This window comes from Streptomyces sp. S4.7 (assembly GCF_010384365.1).
In the GTDB taxonomy this organism is placed as follows: Bacteria; Actinomycetota; Actinomycetes; order Streptomycetales; family Streptomycetaceae; genus Streptomyces.
Map to the genome: position 1 here is coordinate 4,632,204 of NZ_CP048397.1, position 16,646 is coordinate 4,648,849.

Annotated in this window: 16 protein-coding genes and 1 pseudogene; 11 read left to right on the plus strand and 6 right to left on the minus strand. The window is 72.0% G+C overall.

Going from position 1 to position 16,646, the window contains the following annotated elements; genetic code table 11:
* Window positions 1-4: 4 nt before the first annotated feature.
* The 8 genes and pseudogenes from tsaB to SSPS47_RS20885 all read left to right on the plus strand — a co-directional run.
* Window positions 5-664: a tRNA (adenosine(37)-N6)-threonylcarbamoyltransferase complex dimerization subunit type 1 TsaB gene (tsaB, locus tag SSPS47_RS20850; protein WP_164252366.1), complete on the plus strand. Its 660-nt coding sequence runs from the start codon at window positions 5-7 to the stop codon at window positions 662-664.
* 59 nt (window positions 665-723) lie between these two features.
* Window positions 724-1,206 (plus strand): ribosomal protein S18-alanine N-acetyltransferase, encoded by a 483-nt coding sequence (gene rimI / locus SSPS47_RS20855; protein ID WP_147874524.1) that lies wholly within the window; start codon window positions 724-726, stop codon window positions 1,204-1,206.
* A complete protein-coding gene (tsaD, locus tag SSPS47_RS20860) occupies window positions 1,199-2,302 on the plus strand; it encodes a tRNA (adenosine(37)-N6)-threonylcarbamoyltransferase complex transferase subunit TsaD (protein ID WP_164252368.1) in 1,104 nt (367 codons plus the stop codon). Before rimI ends, tsaD begins: the two co-directional genes overlap by 8 nt.
* Window positions 2,299-2,550: a hypothetical protein gene (locus SSPS47_RS20865; RefSeq protein ID WP_164252370.1), complete on the plus strand. Its 252-nt coding sequence runs from the start codon at window positions 2,299-2,301 to the stop codon at window positions 2,548-2,550. Before tsaD ends, SSPS47_RS20865 begins: the two co-directional genes overlap by 4 nt.
* A gap of 135 nt (window positions 2,551-2,685) precedes the next feature.
* Window positions 2,686-3,039: a YciI family protein gene (locus SSPS47_RS20870; protein WP_164252372.1), complete on the plus strand. Its 354-nt coding sequence runs from the start codon at window positions 2,686-2,688 to the stop codon at window positions 3,037-3,039.
* A 58-nt stretch (window positions 3,040-3,097) separates the two neighbouring features.
* The gene (locus tag SSPS47_RS20875) at window positions 3,098-4,372 is read left to right on the plus strand and encodes a sigma-70 family RNA polymerase sigma factor (protein ID WP_164252374.1); all 1,275 of its coding nucleotides are present in this window, start codon (window positions 3,098-3,100) and stop codon (window positions 4,370-4,372) included.
* Window positions 4,373-4,381: 9 nt separating this feature from the next.
* Window positions 4,382-5,047, plus strand: coding sequence for a hypothetical protein (locus tag SSPS47_RS20880; RefSeq protein ID WP_164252376.1), 666 nt, complete (start codon window positions 4,382-4,384; stop codon window positions 5,045-5,047).
* Window positions 5,048-5,498: 451 nt separating this feature from the next.
* Window positions 5,499-5,855: pseudogene (locus SSPS47_RS20885) on the plus strand (hypothetical protein); the annotation flags it as partial.
* 216 nt (window positions 5,856-6,071) lie between these two features.
* On the opposite strand, the gene SSPS47_RS20890 reads toward SSPS47_RS20885, so the two are convergent.
* From SSPS47_RS20890 to SSPS47_RS20905, 4 genes are all read right to left on the minus strand, one after another.
* Window positions 6,072-6,629, minus strand: a complete 558-nt coding sequence (locus SSPS47_RS20890) for a hypothetical protein (protein WP_203557891.1) — start codon at window positions 6,627-6,629, stop codon at window positions 6,072-6,074.
* Window positions 6,626-7,339 (minus strand): hypothetical protein, encoded by a 714-nt coding sequence (locus SSPS47_RS20895; protein ID WP_164252378.1) that lies wholly within the window; start codon window positions 7,337-7,339, stop codon window positions 6,626-6,628. Before SSPS47_RS20895 ends, SSPS47_RS20890 begins: the two co-directional genes overlap by 4 nt.
* A 79-nt stretch (window positions 7,340-7,418) precedes the next feature.
* On the minus strand, window positions 7,419-9,530 hold the full coding sequence (locus SSPS47_RS20900; protein ID WP_239064996.1) for a Tox-REase-5 domain-containing protein: 2,112 nt from the start codon (window positions 9,528-9,530) through the stop codon (window positions 7,419-7,421).
* Between the two features lie 277 nt (window positions 9,531-9,807).
* Window positions 9,808-11,070 carry a class I SAM-dependent methyltransferase gene (locus SSPS47_RS20905; protein WP_239064997.1) on the minus strand — a complete coding sequence of 421 codons (1,263 nt, stop codon included), beginning with the start codon at window positions 11,068-11,070 and terminating at the stop codon, window positions 9,808-9,810.
* A gap of 90 nt (window positions 11,071-11,160) precedes the next feature.
* Between SSPS47_RS20905 and SSPS47_RS20910 the strand changes: the two genes are divergently transcribed.
* From SSPS47_RS20910 to groL, 3 genes are all read left to right on the plus strand, one after another.
* Entirely contained in the window at window positions 11,161-12,216 is a 1,056-nt protein-coding gene (locus SSPS47_RS20910; protein ID WP_164252382.1) for a polysaccharide deacetylase family protein, read from the plus strand.
* 235 nt (window positions 12,217-12,451) lie between these two features.
* Window positions 12,452-12,760, plus strand: coding sequence for a co-chaperone GroES (groES, locus tag SSPS47_RS20915; RefSeq protein ID WP_023539274.1), 309 nt, complete (start codon window positions 12,452-12,454; stop codon window positions 12,758-12,760).
* A 101-nt stretch (window positions 12,761-12,861) separates the two neighbouring features.
* Window positions 12,862-14,487 (plus strand): chaperonin GroEL, encoded by a 1,626-nt coding sequence (groL, locus tag SSPS47_RS20920; protein WP_147874306.1) that lies wholly within the window; start codon window positions 12,862-12,864, stop codon window positions 14,485-14,487.
* Window positions 14,488-14,595: 108 nt separating this feature from the next.
* Here groL and SSPS47_RS20925 read toward each other — a convergent pair whose 3' ends face one another.
* Together SSPS47_RS20925 and SSPS47_RS20930 are read right to left on the minus strand one after the other, a co-directional pair.
* A complete protein-coding gene (locus SSPS47_RS20925) occupies window positions 14,596-15,630 on the minus strand; it encodes a hydroxyacid dehydrogenase (protein WP_164252384.1) in 1,035 nt (344 codons plus the stop codon).
* Between the two features lie 112 nt (window positions 15,631-15,742).
* The gene (locus SSPS47_RS20930) at window positions 15,743-16,546 is read right to left on the minus strand and encodes an SDR family oxidoreductase (RefSeq protein ID WP_164252386.1); all 804 of its coding nucleotides are present in this window, start codon (window positions 16,544-16,546) and stop codon (window positions 15,743-15,745) included.
* Between the last annotated feature and the right edge of the window lie 100 nt (window positions 16,547-16,646).

Consider the following 16,646-nt stretch of genomic DNA (forward strand, 5'->3'; position numbering starts at 1 on the left):
TTGTGTGCTCCTGCTCGCCGTTGATACCGCCACCCCCGCCGTCACCGTCGCCCTGCACGACGGTGTCTCCGTCCTCGCCGCCGAGAGTCAGGTCGACGCGCGCCGGCACGGGGAGCTGCTGCTGCCCGCCGTCGACCGTGTGCTCGCCGGGGCCGGTCTCGCGCTCGGCGCCGTGACGGACCTGGTCGTCGGCGTGGGCCCCGGCCCGTACACCGGACTGCGCGTCGGCCTCGTCACCGCCGCCGCCTTCGGCTCGACCCTCGGGGTGCCGGTCCACGGGCTGTGCACGCTGGACGGACTCGCGTACGCCGCCGGACTCGACCAGCCCTTCGCGGTGGCGACGGACGCGCGCCGCAAGGAGGTCTACTGGGCGCGGTACGCGGACTCCCGTACGCGGCTGACCGAGCCCGCCGTCGACCGGCCCGCCGACATCGCTGCCGAGCTGGCCGGACTGCCGGTCGTCGGGGCGGGCGGCGCGCTCTACCCGGACGCGTTCCCCGACACCCGTACCCCCGCGCACCAGTCGGCCGCCGCGCTCGCGTCCCTGGCCGCGGAGAGACTCGCGGCGGGCGACACCGACGGATTCCTGCCGCCGCTGCCGCTCTATCTGCGCCGCCCCGACGCGCAGGTGCCCAAGAACTACAAGGTGGTCACTCCCCGGTGATCGACGCGACCGACATCACCGGGCGCGGCGCCGGCCCGAGCGGCCCGGCGCTGCGCGAGATGCGCTGGTGGGACATCGAGACCGTGCTCGCCCTGGAGTACGACCTGTTCCCCGAGGACGCCTGGTCGCCCGGCATGTTCTGGTCCGAACTGGCCCACGCGCGCGGCCCGGCCGCCACCCGCCGCTACGTCGTCGCCGAGACCCCCGAGGGGCGGATCGTCGGCTACGCCGGACTCGCCGCCGCCGGCGGCCTCGGCGACGTACAGACCATCGCCGCCGCCCGGGACCAGTGGGGCACCGGGCTCGGCTCCCGGCTGCTCACCGATCTGCTCCAGCACGCCACCGCCTTCGAGTGCGAGGAGGTGCTGCTCGAAGTACGGGTGGACAACCCGCGCGCGCAGAAGCTGTACGAGCGCTTCGGCTTCGAGCCCGTCGGCTTCCGCCGGGGCTACTACCAGCCGGGCAACGTCGACGCGCTCGTCATGCGCCTGTCGTTGCTGGACGGCCCCCACGGACAAGGAAGAACTGGGATCCATGGCTGACGAACCCCTCGTCCTCGGTATCGAGACCTCGTGCGACGAGACGGGCGTGGGCATCGTCCGCGGCACGACCCTGCTCGCCGACGCCATCGCCTCCAGCGTCGACGAGCACGCCCGCTTCGGCGGCGTCGTCCCCGAGGTCGCCTCCCGAGCGCACCTGGAGGCGATGGTGCCGACCGTCGAGCGCGCCCTGAAGGAGGCGGGGGTGAGCGCCCGCGACCTCGACGGGATCGCGGTCACGGCCGGCCCCGGACTGGCCGGCGCACTGCTGGTCGGCGTCTCGGCGGCGAAGGCGTACGCGTACGCGCTCGGCAAACCGCTCTACGGCGTGAACCACCTCGCCTCGCACATCTGCGTCGACCAGCTGGAACACGGGCCGCTGCCCGAGCCGACGATGGCGCTGCTCGTCAGTGGCGGGCACTCGTCGCTGCTGCTCGCGCCGGACATCACCGCCGACGTGCGCCCCATGGGCGCGACCATCGACGACGCGGCGGGTGAGGCCTTCGACAAGATCGCCCGCGTGCTCCAGCTCGGTTTCCCCGGCGGCCCGGTGATCGACCGGCTCGCACGTGAGGGCGACCCCGCGTCGATCGCCTTCCCGCGCGGACTGACCGGTCCGCGCGACGCCCCGTACGACTTCTCCTTCTCCGGGCTCAAGACGTCCGTCGCCCGCTGGATCGAGGCGAAGCGCGCGGCGGGCGAGGACGTGCCCGTACGGGACGTGGCCGCGTCCTTCCAGGAGGCGGTGGTGGACGTGCTGACCCGAAAAGCCGTACGCGCCTGCAAGGACGAGGGCGTCGACCACCTGATGATCGGCGGCGGCGTCGCCGCCAACTCCCGGCTGCGCGCGCTGGCCGCCGAGCGCTGCGAGCGGGCGGGCATCCGGCTGCGGGTGCCCCGGCCCGGCCTGTGCACCGACAACGGCGCGATGGTCGCGGCGCTCGGTGCGGAGATGGTGGCGCGGAACCGGCCCGCGTCGCACTGGGACCTGTCGGCGGACTCCTCGCTGCCGGTGACCGAGACGCACGTACCGGGACAGGGGCACGCGCACGGCCACGACCATGTGCACGAGGTCAGCAAGGACAACCTCTACTCATGACCGTCGCGCTGATGTGGGAGGCCAAGGCCGCGCCCGGCCGGGGCGCCGAACTGCTGGAGTGGGCGCGCTCGCGGGCACTCGACCCGTCCCCGGAACGCCGCGAGACGCTCACCGCGCCGGGCGGCCGGGTACTGGTGATGACCTGGTGGGACGCCCCGTACGACGCGCGACTCCCCGAGATCCCGGCCCCGGCCGACGAACTGCTGGCCCGCCCGGTGCACCGCTGGCGGTTCGAGACGGCGCAGTAGCGGCCGGGCCCGTGCGGGGCTCGGGGAAGAAACCTCCACCGGATCTCGCGGCGTGTGTCGATCCCGCCCCCGCCCGTTCGACGCAAGGGTGAGAGGCGGGGAACATCCCGCCCCCACGCACACCGAGGAGCCACCATGCCGCGCTATCTGACCACCATCCACCTGGACGAGAACAACGTTCCCTCCGACGGCCCCAGCCCCGAACTCATGGACCGCATGGGCGCGCTCATCGAAGAGATGAACAAGGCCGGCGTGATGCTGGAGACCGCCGGGCTCACGCCGTCCGCGCAGGGCACCCGTGTCCTGTGGTCCGGCGGGAAGATCTCCGTCACCGACGGGCCCTTCACCGAGGCCAAGGAGGTCATCGGCGGGTACTCGATCCTCCAGGCCAAGAACCAGGCCGAGGCCGTCGAGTGGAGCAAGAGGTTCCTGCAGGTCCACGAGGACACCTGGACGATCTCGGTCCAGGTGCGCGAGATCGGCGAGTAACCGCCGGCCCGCGCGCCGCTCCCGCGTTGGCGTCCGTCCGCCCTCGGTGTTCTGATGGGTGGCCGTGACGGCAGACAGCGGCAGCGCGGGCGCGGTGGAAGCGGTGTTCAGGATCGAGCAGGCGAGGATCATCGCCGCCGTCACGCGCATCGTGCGGGACGTCGGCATCGCCGAGGAACTGGCGCAGGACGCCCTGGTCGCCGCGTTGGAACAGTGGCCGGAGTCGGGCGTCCCGGACAGACCGGGAGCCTGGCTCATGGCCACGGCCAAGCACCGCGCCATCGATCTCGTACGCCGCCGCGAGACGTACAAGCGCAAGCTCGCCGAGGTCGGCCGCACCCTGGAGGAGACGGCGCCGCCGCCCGAACCCGCCGAGCCGGACGACATCGACGACGACCTGCTGCGGCTCGTCTTCGTCTCCTGCCACCCCGTGCTGTCCACCGGGGCGCGCGTCGCCCTCACCCTGCGGCTGCTCGGCGGACTCACCACCGACGAGATCGCCCGCGCCTATCTGGTGCCGGAGCCGACCGTCGCCCAGCGCATCGTGCGCGCCAAACGCAGCCTCGCCAAGGCCGGGGTGCCCTTCGAGGTGCCGTACGGCGCGGAGCGCGACGCGCGCCTCGCGTCCGTGCTGGAGGTCATCTACCTCGTCTTCAACGAGGGTTACTCCGCCACCGCCGGGGACGACCTGCTGCGCCCCGGACTCTGCGAGGACGCGCTGCGCCTCGCGCGCGTACTGAGCGGCCTGATGCCCGACGAGCCCGAGGTGCACGCCCTGGCGGCCCTGCTGGAGCTCCAGGCGTCCCGTACGGCCGCCCGTACCGGCCCCGACGGCGCGCCCGTCCTGCTCGCCGACCAGGACCGCTCGCGCTGGGACCGGCGGCTGATCCGCCGTGGCGTCGAGGCCCTGACCCGGGCGAGCACGCTGGACGGCGCCCCCGGCCCGTACGCCCTCCAGGCCGCGATCGCCGCGTGCCACGCGCGGGCGGCGACGTACGGGGACACGGACTGGGCCGCGATCGCCGCGCTGTACGGGCGTCTCGCCGCGCTCACCCCCTCGCCGGTCGTGGAGCTGAACCGCGCGGTCGCCGTCTCGATGGCCGACGGGCCCGAGGCCGCTCTGGCGCTGGTCGACGCGCTGGCGGCGGAGCCCGCGCTCAAGGGCTACCACCTGCTGCCGAGCGTGCGCGGCGATCTGCTGGCCAGGCTGGGGCGTACGGAGGAGGCGCGGTCGGAGTTCGTACGGGCGGCCTCGCTGACCCGCAACGAGCGGGAACGCGCCCTGCTGGAGGACCGGGCGGCCCGCACCGGGCGGGCGGGGGCCGGGCAATAAGCTCGCCGTATGTCTCGCCGTGCGCCCACGCTGCCGCCGCCTCCACCCCCCGTACACATCCGCACCTGGCCCGACGACCAGGCGCTGCTCGCCGACCGTGCGGGCATCCTCGGCTGGCTCGTGGGCCGCAGCATGGGGTTCGGTCGGCTCGCGCAGTTCCTGCTGCTCGTCGCCGGGGTGCAGTTCGGCTGGCTGCTGGCGGGCCAGGCCGTGCGGGCGCTGGCCGAGGAGGTCGTCGATCCGCTCGGCATGATCATGGGCGGGCTCCTCGCGGCGTTCGGTCTCGGCGTCATGACCGCCTGCGGGATCGTCCTCGCTCTGCTGCTGCGCCGGGACCGCGCGGTGCGCACGCTGACGCGTCAGTGGGCGGCGCTGGCGAGCGACCCGGTGCACGACGCGCGCCTGCGGCTGCCGGGCGTGAGTCTGTGCTGGCTGCTGATCTCGTTCCTGGCCGGGGCGTTCGGTCTGTGGCTGTCCCTGGAGACGCCCGCGTCCGCACGCCAGGGGCGGGACACGTACGCGGAGGTCGTGTACCTGATGGGCGCGGGCACCCTCTTGTGGATCGCCGGGCTGATCGGCGTCACCAAGGCCGTCGGGCACTACCGGTGGGCCGTCCGGCTGGTCACGGCCAGGACCTCGCCGGGTGACCCTGCCGGGGCGGCCCCCGCCGGATAGATCCCGGCCCCGCCCGGCGGTGATCACGCCCGCAGCCTCCCCGGATGCCCGGTCGTACGCCGTTGCCGTCCCTCCGCCGCCCGAGCATCTGCGGGCCTGGCCGTCCCACGGCCGCTGCCGCTCCGGAGGTACGGGCTCGTCGCGGTGCTCGGGTGGGCCGTGGTCGGCCCGGCTCGGCGCTGTCGTGGACCGGAACGCGGACTTACGTCACCGGACCGGCCGAACCGGTGCCGGGCCTGTTGCTTCTGGTGCCCGCCGCGATCGGCGCCCGTGGCGCCCGGCGTGGCCCACCGCTGGAATCGCGAAAATCGTGGTATTCGGCGGACGCGAGTTACGCGTGATGTCCGGATGTGTCCCGAAGTCGCCCCCCGCTCCCTGAGGCCGTTCCTACGCCGCCCGTTCTATCCTGGGTGGAACGCATGCGCCATTTCATGGGGTGAAGGGGCGGCGGATGAACTGGCTGTGGTGGATATTCGTCTTCTTCATGGTCGGTGGCTTCAGCTGGGTCGCCGATACGGGCCGGAGCGCGCTGCGCACCCGGCACGAGCGAAGGGTGGAGCGTCTCAAGCTCGTCGAGGGCGGCCGGCTCGCCCTTGAGGAGTCACACAAGCCGCCGGAGCCCGTCTGCGGGTGTACGCACCATCTCGCCAAGCACGACAAGCAGGGCAAGTGCCACGAGCGGGTCGAAGTGGCGACGGCCTGGGACGAGAACAAGAAACCGAAGCGGTACGAGTCGGCGCAGTGCAACTGCCAGCAGTACATCGGCCCGCAACCGCTCTCGCGGATCTACGCGGACGACATCACCGACCTGGACACGGCGATCCTGGACACCCAGCTCAAGGCCACCGAGCCGAAGAAGCCGACGGAGCTGAGGAAGGCGACGGAGCTGAGGAAGGCGTCCACAGAGCCGACGGAGGCCACGGAGCAGCCGACGGAACCGAAGTCCGGCGGGCCGCGGATGGAGAAGGACGGGGACTGACACCGGACGGCGCCGCAGGGGGGTTCCGCCGGGCCGTCCTCGGCCTCAGTGGGCCCGGCCCGGATCCGGCGCGCCGCTGACCGCCCCGAAGAGCACCACGGGCTCCTCCGCGTCCGGCTGCCCCACCCCCACGGCGACCAGCCGTCCGCCCACCCGCCATGTCTCCAGGTCGCCGAAGTAGCCCAGCTCGCACAGGGACGCGTAGAACGGCGGCACCGGTTCGTCGGCCAGATACCGGTCGGCGTACTCCGTCAGCTCCACGGTCCGGTGCGCGCCCCAGCGGGCGTCGAGGGCGTGGACGACGCCCCACAGTTCGGTCCCGTACTCGTCGAGGACCGCGTCGTGGATCCCGTGGTCCTCGTCCTCGTAGAAATCCGCGCTGACCCGCAGCGCCACGATCGCGAAGTCCGCTCCCGACGCGGACCGGGCCGGGTCCACGCCGTCCGGCCAGGGCGGGGCGTACGGGGCGGTGGCGAGGCGCTCGACGGCGGCGGTCCGCGCGCCGACCGCCGCCTTGAATTCGAGCGCGTCGCGTCCCGATCCCGCCGAAGCTCCCGAAGCGGTCCCAGAAACTCCCGGAGCCCCCGCGGCCCCGGAGGTCACAGCTTCGGCCGGTCGGCCGGGGTGGCCGGCGGGGCCAGCGCCCCCGCGTCGGCCAGCGCCTTATGCGCCGCGAGCACCGCGTCCGTGGTGGCGCCGACATTCAGTACGACTCCGCCCGGTCCGGCCTCCAGGCGTGGCGCCGCGAAGTCCGCGGGCACCCGCGCGGCCCGGTTCGCCGACAGGAAGACGGACCAGCCGGCGCGCGGGTGCGAGGCCCGCAGGCCGTAGGCGGACTTCAGCGCGGCGAACAGCTCGCGGTCGTGGGCGCTGCCCGTGTCGGCGTCCCAGACCCCGGCCACGGCGGCCAGCGCCTGCGGGAGCCGGTCCGCGAGCGGCGCGGCGGCGTCCGGGGAGCCGGGGAAGAGCAGCAGCGTCGCGTTGAACGGGGTGTAGCCGTCCGTACCGCCCGCCCCCACCTTGAGCTGCGCGTACCCGCCGTCCTGCCGCCGGGCCACGACCACGGCCGTGCGGCCGATGATGTCCGCGTCGTCGTGCGGGTTCGCCGCGTCCAGCGCCGCCGCGAAGGCGCCGATGTCCGGTGGCACGGCCTCGCCCGGCGCCGCGCCGTCGGTGTCCCACCGCCAGTGCGCCAGTTCACCGGCCGACAGCTCGGTCAGCCTCCCCAGCAGGTCCAGCCAGCGGCCGGCCAACTCCTCGCAGGACTCGGGCCTGGGGCCCCAGGACGCCTTCACGATGGTTTCGCTCGCCATGCCCGTCACTCACTCCCGAGACTCCGATGGTGCCTGCGTCTGTCGTTTCTCACCGCTTCCGGCCGCCGCGAACACACCGCTACGGCTTCCAGGGCGTGTGTACGACATCCACGTCCACCCCAGCATCGTCGAACGCCTTCTGCGCGGCGTCGGCGGCCTGCTTGTTGGAGAGGTTCCACTCGACCGGCTTGCCGTTCGCCACCCGCACCTGGCGCCGCGCCTGTTCGACCCACTTGGTGGCCTGTGCGGGTTCCAGGGTGCCATCCGGACGGACCTTGCCCCCGTACCCGAACTTCGCCTCCTTGTACTTCTGCCCCGCGGAGTCCCAGCCGTCGAAGTCGACGTCGCGGCCGGTGTCCGGGTCCTTCACCGCGTACTCCTTGCCGCGCTTCACCCCGGAGACCTGCTCCTGGAACCGCATCCAGCGCTCCATCGCGGGGCCGTACGCGACCGACTTCTTCGTCTTCCACTTGCCGTCGCCGAGGTCCTTGGATCCCTTGCGCGGATTCTTCAGATCGCCGTACCAGGACGGCTTCTTCCACTTGGCGACCGCCTTCTGGCCGGCTTCCCGCTTGGCCGCCTGCGCGTCGGCGGCGTCCTTCTTCGCCTGCTCGGCGGCGTCGATCTCCTCCTGGCTCGCGCCGTCGCACTTCTTCTCGAACGGCAGGAGTACGGGTACGCCGCCCGCCCGGTAGACCGCCAGGGTCCGTCCGGCCGCGTTGACGCCGCCGGTGAGCGAGGGCCGCTGGGCGGCCGGGCCGCCGGTGCCGCCCGGTCCGCCCGGGAGCCGGCCGCCGATCGGGCCGGAGCTGATCAGACAGCCCTTCTCCGCCAGCTCCTTCTCGGCGTCGTCGGCGTGCTTCTGCGCCTCCTTCGCCGCGTCGTCGGCGGCCTTGACGTCGCCCTTCTCCGCGGCCTTGCGGGCGCGGTCGGCGGCCTCGCGAGCCTTGTCGGCCGACCTGCCCAGTTTCCCGAGCTTGCCCAGCTTGCCGACCTTCCCGAGCTTCCCGCCGACCTTCGCCGCGTTGTAGCCGGGGATGAAGATCGACCCGACGTTCCACACGACGTCGGTGACCGCCCGGGTCTTCTCGCCGTTGTTCCACCGGTCGCGGACCTCGTCGCCGACGAACATGTCGTCGCCCGCCGTGACGACCGTGTTGACGGACGCGCCGCCCCAGTCGGTCAGGGCGTCGAGGTGGTCGCCCTTCGCCCACTTGTCACCGGCGTCCTTGGAGTCCTCTGACCATTTGTCGCCCAGGCTGCTGCCGTACTCCTTGAGGCCGTCCCAGGTGCCTCCCGGGTCGGTGACGAGGTCCCAGACGCCCGTGACGTCTCCCCAGACGCCGTCCACGAACAGGCCCTTGACGACCTGGCCGCCACGGTCGGCGGCGCAGGAGAAGAAGCCCCAGCCTCCGCAGTCCTCGGCCTTCTCCCCGCCGTCGTCGCCGTTGCCGGCCGCGGCCTCGTCGCCCTCCCAGCCGGGCTCGTCGGCCGCGGCCTCGTTGCGGTCCTCGTCGGTCTCGACGCCGACGGGGACGGTGCCGCCGTTGTCGTTCCGCGAACCGCCGGGGTCCCCGGGATCGCCAGGGTCGGCCGGGCTGCCGTCGGCGCCGTCCCGGCCGTCGCCCGCCTCGACGGAGTCGCCGTCGCCGGCCGGGCACGCCGCGCCGGTGATCGAACAGACCGCGGACCGGAGGCCGTCGGACATCTGCCCGCCGACGCCGCTCGCGGTGAGCCCGACGATGATCGCGGCCACGAGGACGAACAGCCCGAGGTATTCGAGCGCCGTCTGGCCCCCGTCGCTCCGCCACCTGATGAACCGGGCCAACGAGAACGACCGGTGCTCCGCCCGCCGTTCGGGTTCGAGCCGCAGCCACTCCCGGCTTCCGGGGTGCCACAGAAAGACCAGGATCAGCACCGGCAGCACGAGTTGGGTGAAGCCCTGGAAGGAGCCCTCGGTGATGTTGGAGATGCCGCCCAGAACCAGCCACGCCTGTACGGCGATCAGGGCCCGCCACTCCCGCACACCGCCGGTCCACAGCCGCCGGGACAGCAGCCATCCCACGGTGCCGGGCGCCGCCGCCCACACGGTCAGACCGATGAGTTCGGCGTCCACCGCGTCCGCCGCGGCGGCCGAGAGGAGCAGGCCGATTCCGCCCAGCACGGTGAAGCCGAAGAGTGTGTAAACCAACCACCGGGCGACAAGGAGCAGTTGAGGCATCTCACGCCGCCCGGAGGGATCGGGCGGCGTCCATGCGCCGTCGTATGCCGGTGAACCCCCGTAAGAAGCCATCTCTCGCCCCAACCACCCTCGCGACACGCGGCGTTCCGGCGGTACGCGTCAAACCGCCCCGACGGCGGAGCTTATGACGGGAACACGCCAGAAGGCAGGGGTCCAGGACCCAAAATCGTCCCAAATACGCACCGTGGCAGGGTGATTCGCGAGCAATGGCCGGGATCGGGGTGGCTCAGGCCGGACGGCCGAGCAGCATCGTGGGCGCGCCCACGACCCGGGTCAGGAAGACCGTGGCCGATTCCCGCCCCTGGAGCTTCATCCGCCGCCGCAGCTCCTCCGGTTCGACGGGCGAGCCGCGCTTCTTGACCGTGAGGATGCCGACGCCGCGCTCACGGAGCAGGGCCTTGAGCCGCTTGAGGTTGAAGGGCAGCTCGTCGGTGATCTCGTACGCCGTCGCGTACGGCGTCGGACGCCGTCCGTCCGCCGTGATGTACGCGATGGTCTCGTCGATCAGCCCGCCGTCCAGCTCGTCGGCGACCTCGGCGACCAGATGGGCGCGGATGACGGCGCCGTCCGGCTCGTACAGATAGCGGCCGACCTCTCTGACCGGTGGGTCGGGCAGTCCGCGGCCGGTCAGGGTGAGGCCGGCGGGGAGAAGCGTGGCGCGCCGGGCGCCGGGCGTGATCGCACCCGCGCCGGACCCCGGACCCGGTCCGGGACCGGTCGCGTGGTGCCAGAGCACCGCCTCCTTGACATCGCCGCTGTCGGAGATCCACTCGGCCTCGAAGTCGTCGGGGACCAGCTCGTGCGGGATGCCGGGCGCGATCTTGATGCCGCCGGCGCCGACCGTGCGTACTGCCTCGACCGCCCAGGACAGCGGCGGCGAGTACGCCTCCGGATCGAAGATCCGCCCCCGGCCGCCGCGTCTGGCCGGGTCGATGAAGAGGGCGTCGGGGGCCGGCGCGGCGGCCAGGTCGTATGTCGTGACGTCCGCGCGTACGACTGTCGCGGGCGGGGCGTCCGGTGCCAGCGTGCGGACGTTGAGCGCGGCGATCTCGCAGGTCACGGGGTCACGGTCGACCGCTGTCACGGCGAACCCCGCGCGGGCCAGCTCGATGGCGTCGCCGCCGACGCCGCAGCACAGGTCGGTGATCCGCGCCGGGCCGCCGCCCCGGAGGCCGATGTCCCGGAACCGGCCGGCCCGGTGGGCGGCGACCGAGGTGCGGGTGGCCTGCTCGACGCCGTGCGGCGTGAAGTACATGCGGTACGCGTCCCGTTCGCCGAACTTGGCGACCGCCCGCTGTCGCAGCCGGGCCTGCGCGAGGGCCGCGGAGACCAGTTCGGCGGGGTGGTCGCGGCGCAGCCGGGTCGCCAGGGCCAGCTCCTGCGCCGGGTCGTGGTCGCGGAGGGCGGCGAGCAGGGCCTGGCCCTCCTCGGAGAGCAGCGGGGCGGGCGACGGTGCGGGGGAGGGGGTGCGGTCGGTGCGGTCGGTCACCGGGCCATTGTGGGCCAGGCGGGGGACCGTCGGCGCTCACCGGCGGTGTCGGCCGGGCGCGTGGAGCTCGCGCTGACAGGATGCGGCGCCATGCAACTAGTACGACAAAACGAAGAAAAGGTCGCAGAGCGGCGAAAAGGTCACCCCGGCAGACGGGCGCGCCCGGTCGTCGCCGTGCTCCTGATCGCCGCGCTCGGCTCCGCATGCGCGGGAGAGTCCGGTGACCGGGGCGGCGGAGACCGCGGCGGTCGGAGCGGGGACGGCGGTGGCGGAGGCGGCGGACCCGTCGAATCCGCCACCGCGACGCCGGGCCGGGCGGGCCCCGACGCCGCGAAGAAGGCGGACGCCGCGAAGAAGGCGGACGCGAAGAAGGCCGACGCGAAGAAGGCCGACGCCGCGAAGAAGGCCGAGGCCGCCGTCGCCAAGGCCCAGGCGCGCCGTGCCGTGGCCGCCAGGAAGTGGAAACTCGCCAAGACCCCGCTCGCCGCGCCCCCACCGCCCGCGGTGAAGCCGAGGATCACCACGCGCAAGGGCTTCGAGGTCACGGGCGGCGCGACCCTCCCGCCGGTCTTCACCAGCGTCCCGACGAAACAGAAGGTCGTCTTCCTGACGATCGACGACGGCGCGGAGAAGGACCCCGAACTGCTGCGCATGATGACCGAGTTGAAGATCCCGTACAGCGCCTTCCTCAGTGACTACGTCATCAACGACGACTACGCCTACTTCAAGAAGATGCAGGCCCGCGGTGTCTCCCTGCACAACCACACCCTCACCCACCCCTACCTCCCCGGACTCTCCTACGAGAAGCAGAAGCGGGAGATCTGCGGGCAGCAGGAGAAGATCAAGAAGCGGTACGGAAAGCGGCCCGAGCTGTTCCGGCCGCCGTACGGCAACTACAACGCCGGCACCCTCCGCGCCGCCAAGTCCTGCGGCGTCAAGGCGGTGCCGCTGTGGTCGTCCGAGGCGTTCCCCGACCACATGGAGTGGCGCGAACGGGACCGGGACCTGCACCCCGGCGACATCGTTCTCACACATTTCCGCGGCAAGGACGAGTGGAAGGGCTCGATGCCCGACATGATCCGGCACGTCATGAAGACGGTCACGGACAAGGGTTACGCGGTCGCGAAGCTGGAGGACTACGTCTAGAAACGGTCACCCGATCGCGTAGGAAGCGGCCACCCGATCGCGCCGCCGCCGGGCCTCGACTGGCACTCAGCTTGACCGAGTGCTAATCGCGGCCATAGTGTCATGTCTGGCACTCCCCACTGGAGAGTGCCAAGTGCGTGACAGGACAGGTCCGGCACCCGCGACGACGGATCGAGCCCGGTCACGCGACCCAGACAGTTAACCCCGTGAGATCTCCGAAGGGGGAGGTCGGATCGTGACGACCGCCAGCACCAAGGTTGCCATCAAGCCGCTCGAGGACCGCATTGTGGTCCAGCCGCTCGACGCAGAGCAGACCACGGCCTCTGGCCTGGTTATTCCGGACACTGCCAAGGAGAAGCCCCAGGAGGGCGTCGTCCTGGCCGTCGGTCCGGGTCGCTTCGAGAACGGCGAGCGGCTTCCGCTCGACGTTTCCGTCGGCGACGTCGTTCTGTACAGCAAGTACGGCGGCACTGAGGTGAAGTACAGCGGCGAGGAGTACCTCGTCCTCTCGGCTCGCGACGTGCTCGCGATCATCGAGAAGTAATCCTCACAGTCCCGCTGTGAAACTGCGCCCCTGGCCCCCGCATCGCCGGGCGGTCCGGGGCGTAGTTCGTTGTTCGTTCGAGAGGACAAGAGAAAGCTCCCATGGCGAAGATCCTGAAGTTCGACGAGGACGCCCGTCGCGCCCTTGAGCGCGGCGTCAACAAGCTTGCCGACACGGTGAAGGTGACGATCGGCCCCAAGGGCCGCAACGTCGTCATCGACAAGAAGTTCGGCGCCCCCACCATCACCAACGACGGCGTCACGATCGCCCGCGAGGTCGAGCTCGACGACCCGTACGAGAACCTCGGCGCCCAGCTCGTGAAGGAGGTGGCGACCAAGACCAACGACATCGCGGGTGACGGCACCACCACCGCCACCGTGCTGGCCCAGGCGCTGGTCCGCGAGGGCCTGCGCAACGTCGCCGCCGGCGCCTCCCCGGCCGCCCTGAAGAAGGGCATCGACGCAGCCGTCGCCGCCGTCTCCAAGGAGCTCCTGGACACGGCCCGCCCGATCGACGACAAGTCCGACATCGCCGCCGTCGCCGGGCTCTCCGCCCAGGACTCGCAGGTCGGCGAGCTCATCGCCGAGGCGATGGACAAGGTCGGCAAGGACGGTGTCATCACCGTCGAGGAGTCCAACACCTTCGGCCTGGAGCTGGAGTTCACCGAGGGCATGGCCTTCGACAAGGGCTACCTCTCGCCGTACATGGTGACCGACCAGGAGCGTATGGAGGCCGTCCTCGACGACCCGTACATCCTGATCAACCAGGGCAAGATCGGCTCCATCCAGGACCTGCTCCCGCTGCTGGAGAAGGTCATCCAGGCGGGCGGCTCCCGGCCGCTGCTGATCATCGCCGAGGACGTCGAGGGCGAGGCGCTCTCCACGCTCGTCGTCAACAAGATCCGCGGCACGTTCAACGCCGTCGCCGTGAAGGCCCCCGGCTTCGGTGACCGCCGCAAGGCCATGCTCGGCGACATCGCCACCCTCACGGGCGCGACCGTCATCGCCGAGGAGGTCGGCCTCAAGCTCGACCAGGCCGGTCTCGACGTACTGGGCTCCGCCCGCCGCGTCACCGTCTCCAAGGACGACACGACCATCGTCGACGGCGGTGGCGACAGCACCGAGGTCACGGGCCGTGTCAACCAGATCAAGGCCGAGATCGAGTCCACGGACTCCGACTGGGACCGCGAGAAGCTCCAGGAGCGCCTCGCGAAGCTGGCCGGCGGCGTGTGCGTGATCAAGGTCGGCGCCGCCACCGAGGTGGAGCTCAAGGAGAAGAAGCACCGTCTGGAGGACGCCATCTCCGCGACCCGCGCCGCGGTCGAGGAGGGCATCGTCTCCGGTGGTGGCTCCGCCCTGGTGCACGCCGCCAAGGTGCTGGAGGACGGCCTGGGCAAGTCGGGCGACGAGGCCACCGGTGTCGCGGTCGTCCGCCGCGCCGTGGTCGAGCCGCTGCGCTGGATCGCCGAGAACGCCGGCCTCGAGGGCTACGTCATCACCGCGAAGGTCGCCGAACTCGACAAGGGTCACGGCTTCAACGCCTCGACCGGCGAGTACGTCGACCTGGTGAAGGCCGGCGTCATCGACCCGGTCAAGGTCACCCGCTCCGCGCTGGAGAACGCCGCTTCCATCGCCGCGCTGCTCCTCACGACCGAGACCCTGGTCGTCGAGAAGCCGGCCGAGGAAGAGGCCGACGCCGGTCACGGCGGCCACGGCCACAGCCACTGACCTTCACCGGTCACCGGCAGGGCACGCACGCGGTACGCGACCGAGGCCCGGCGCCCCTTCGGGGGAGCCGGGCCTCGGCGCGTTCCGCCCCGGGAGGCCGCCTTCCCGCTACGCCGAGTGCGGCAGCGACGACGGGTGTACGGGATCCTCGAACGGCAGCCCCTTCACGTACCGCTCCACCTCGTCCAGCGCCTGATCCGTCATCCGGTGGATCTCACCGCCCAGCGAGCCCGCGACGTGCGGTGTCAGCAGCACGTTCGGCAGGTCGTACAACGGCGAGGCGGGCGGCGGCAGTTCGGGGTCCGTCACATCCAGCACCGCGTTCAGCCGGCCGGAGACCAGATGCGGCAGCAGCGCGTCCTCGTCGATCAGCGAGCCGCGCGCGGTGTTGATGAGCGTCGCCCCGTCCGGCATCGCCGCGAGCTGCGCGGCGCCGATCATATGGCGGGTGGCCGGGACCTGCGGCGCGTGGACGGACACCACGTGGGCCCGTGCGCACAGCTCAATCAGCGGCACCGGTTCGACGCCGAGCGCCGCCGCCCCGTCGGCGGACACGTACGGGTCGTACAGCAGCACGTCGAGGTCGAACGGCCGCAGCAGTTCGATCACCCGGCGCCCGATCCGGGACGCGCCGACGATGCCGACCGTACGGCGGTAGTTGCCCGCCCCGCCCAGCTCCCGGTGCCAGTCGTGCGCCCCGCGCAGTTCCCGGTAGCGGTGCGCCGAGCCGAGGACTCCCTTGCCCGCGAAGAGGATCGCGGCCAGCGTGTACTCCGCGACGGGGTGGGCGTTGGCCGCCGCCGCCGAGGCGACCGTGATGCCCCGTTCCCAACAGGCGTCCGTGACATGGTGCTTGACGGTGCCCGCGGCGTGCACCACCGCGCGCAACCGGGGCGCGGCGGCCAGCACCTCCGCGGTGAGCGGGGGCGCGCCCCAGCAGGTGATCAGCAGTTCGGCGTCCGCGAGCGCGGCGGCGACGGCGGGGTCGAGACCGGGACCGGTCAGGGTGTGCGCGACGAGGTCCGGATCGGTCCGTACGAGAGCGGTCAGCCGGGTGAGACGAGCGGGGGAGAACAGCCGTTCCGCGATGCCCGGACTCATCGAGAGCAGCGCGGACGGCCGATTGTCAGTGGCGTCGTGCATGGTGGAAGTCGGTCTCCTCGTGGGTCGTCCGCACAGGTCGTGTCACGCGTCACGGGTGACGCTATTCGACGCTGCACGCCCCGAGGGTGGCAGGAGCGGAGCTCCCGCCCGGCTACTGCGGGCCGTACTTCCGCCCCGTCTTCGACGTGAGCCCGCCGAGCAGCCCGCGCGGCGTGAGCTTGACCGCGCTCATCAGCGCCTTGTAGCGCGGATCGGGCACGGACACCGTCTTGCCGCGCGTCAGGTCGGACAGCGCGGCGGTCACCAGCTTGTCTGCGTCCAGCCACATCCAGTTGGGGATGTTGTCCGTCCCCATCCCGGCCCGGTCGTGGAACTCCGTCCGTGTGAAGCCGGGGCAGAGCGCCATCAGCCGCACCCCGGTCCCCGTCAGATCCCGTGCGGCCCCCTGGGTGAACTGCACGACCCACGCCTTCGACGCGCCGTAGGTCCCGCGCGGTACGAACGCGGCCACCGACGACACGTTCACCACACCACCGCGCCCGCGCTCCTTCATCCCGGTCACGGCGGCCGACGTCAGCCGCAGCACCGCCTCGCAGTGCACCTTCAGCATGGTCAGCTCGTCGGCCATCGAGACGTCGAGGAACCGGCCCTTGTTCCCGAAACCCGCGTTGTTGACCAGCAGATCGATGGGGTGCTTGCGGTCGCCGAGACGCTTCTCGACCGCCTCGATCCCCTTGTCCGTGGCGAGGTCGGCGGTCAGCACCTCCGCCTCGATGCCGTGCAGATCGTGGAGTTCGGTGGCCTGGCGCCGCAGGCGCTCGGTGTCGCGGGCGACAAGTACCAGGTTGTGGCCGCTTCCCACCCCGCCGGACTGGGAAGTACCGCCCGCGGCGAGCCGCCGGGCGAAGGCGGCGCCGATCCCCGCTGTCGCGCCCGTAATCAAAGCAGTCGTCATAGGGCGCACGTTAGACGGTCGCAGGACCGGTGCGAGCGACCGTCCGAGCATCGGAAGCACGTACCGCATCGCACGCCGACCGCAGGGGAGTTGCCGGTAC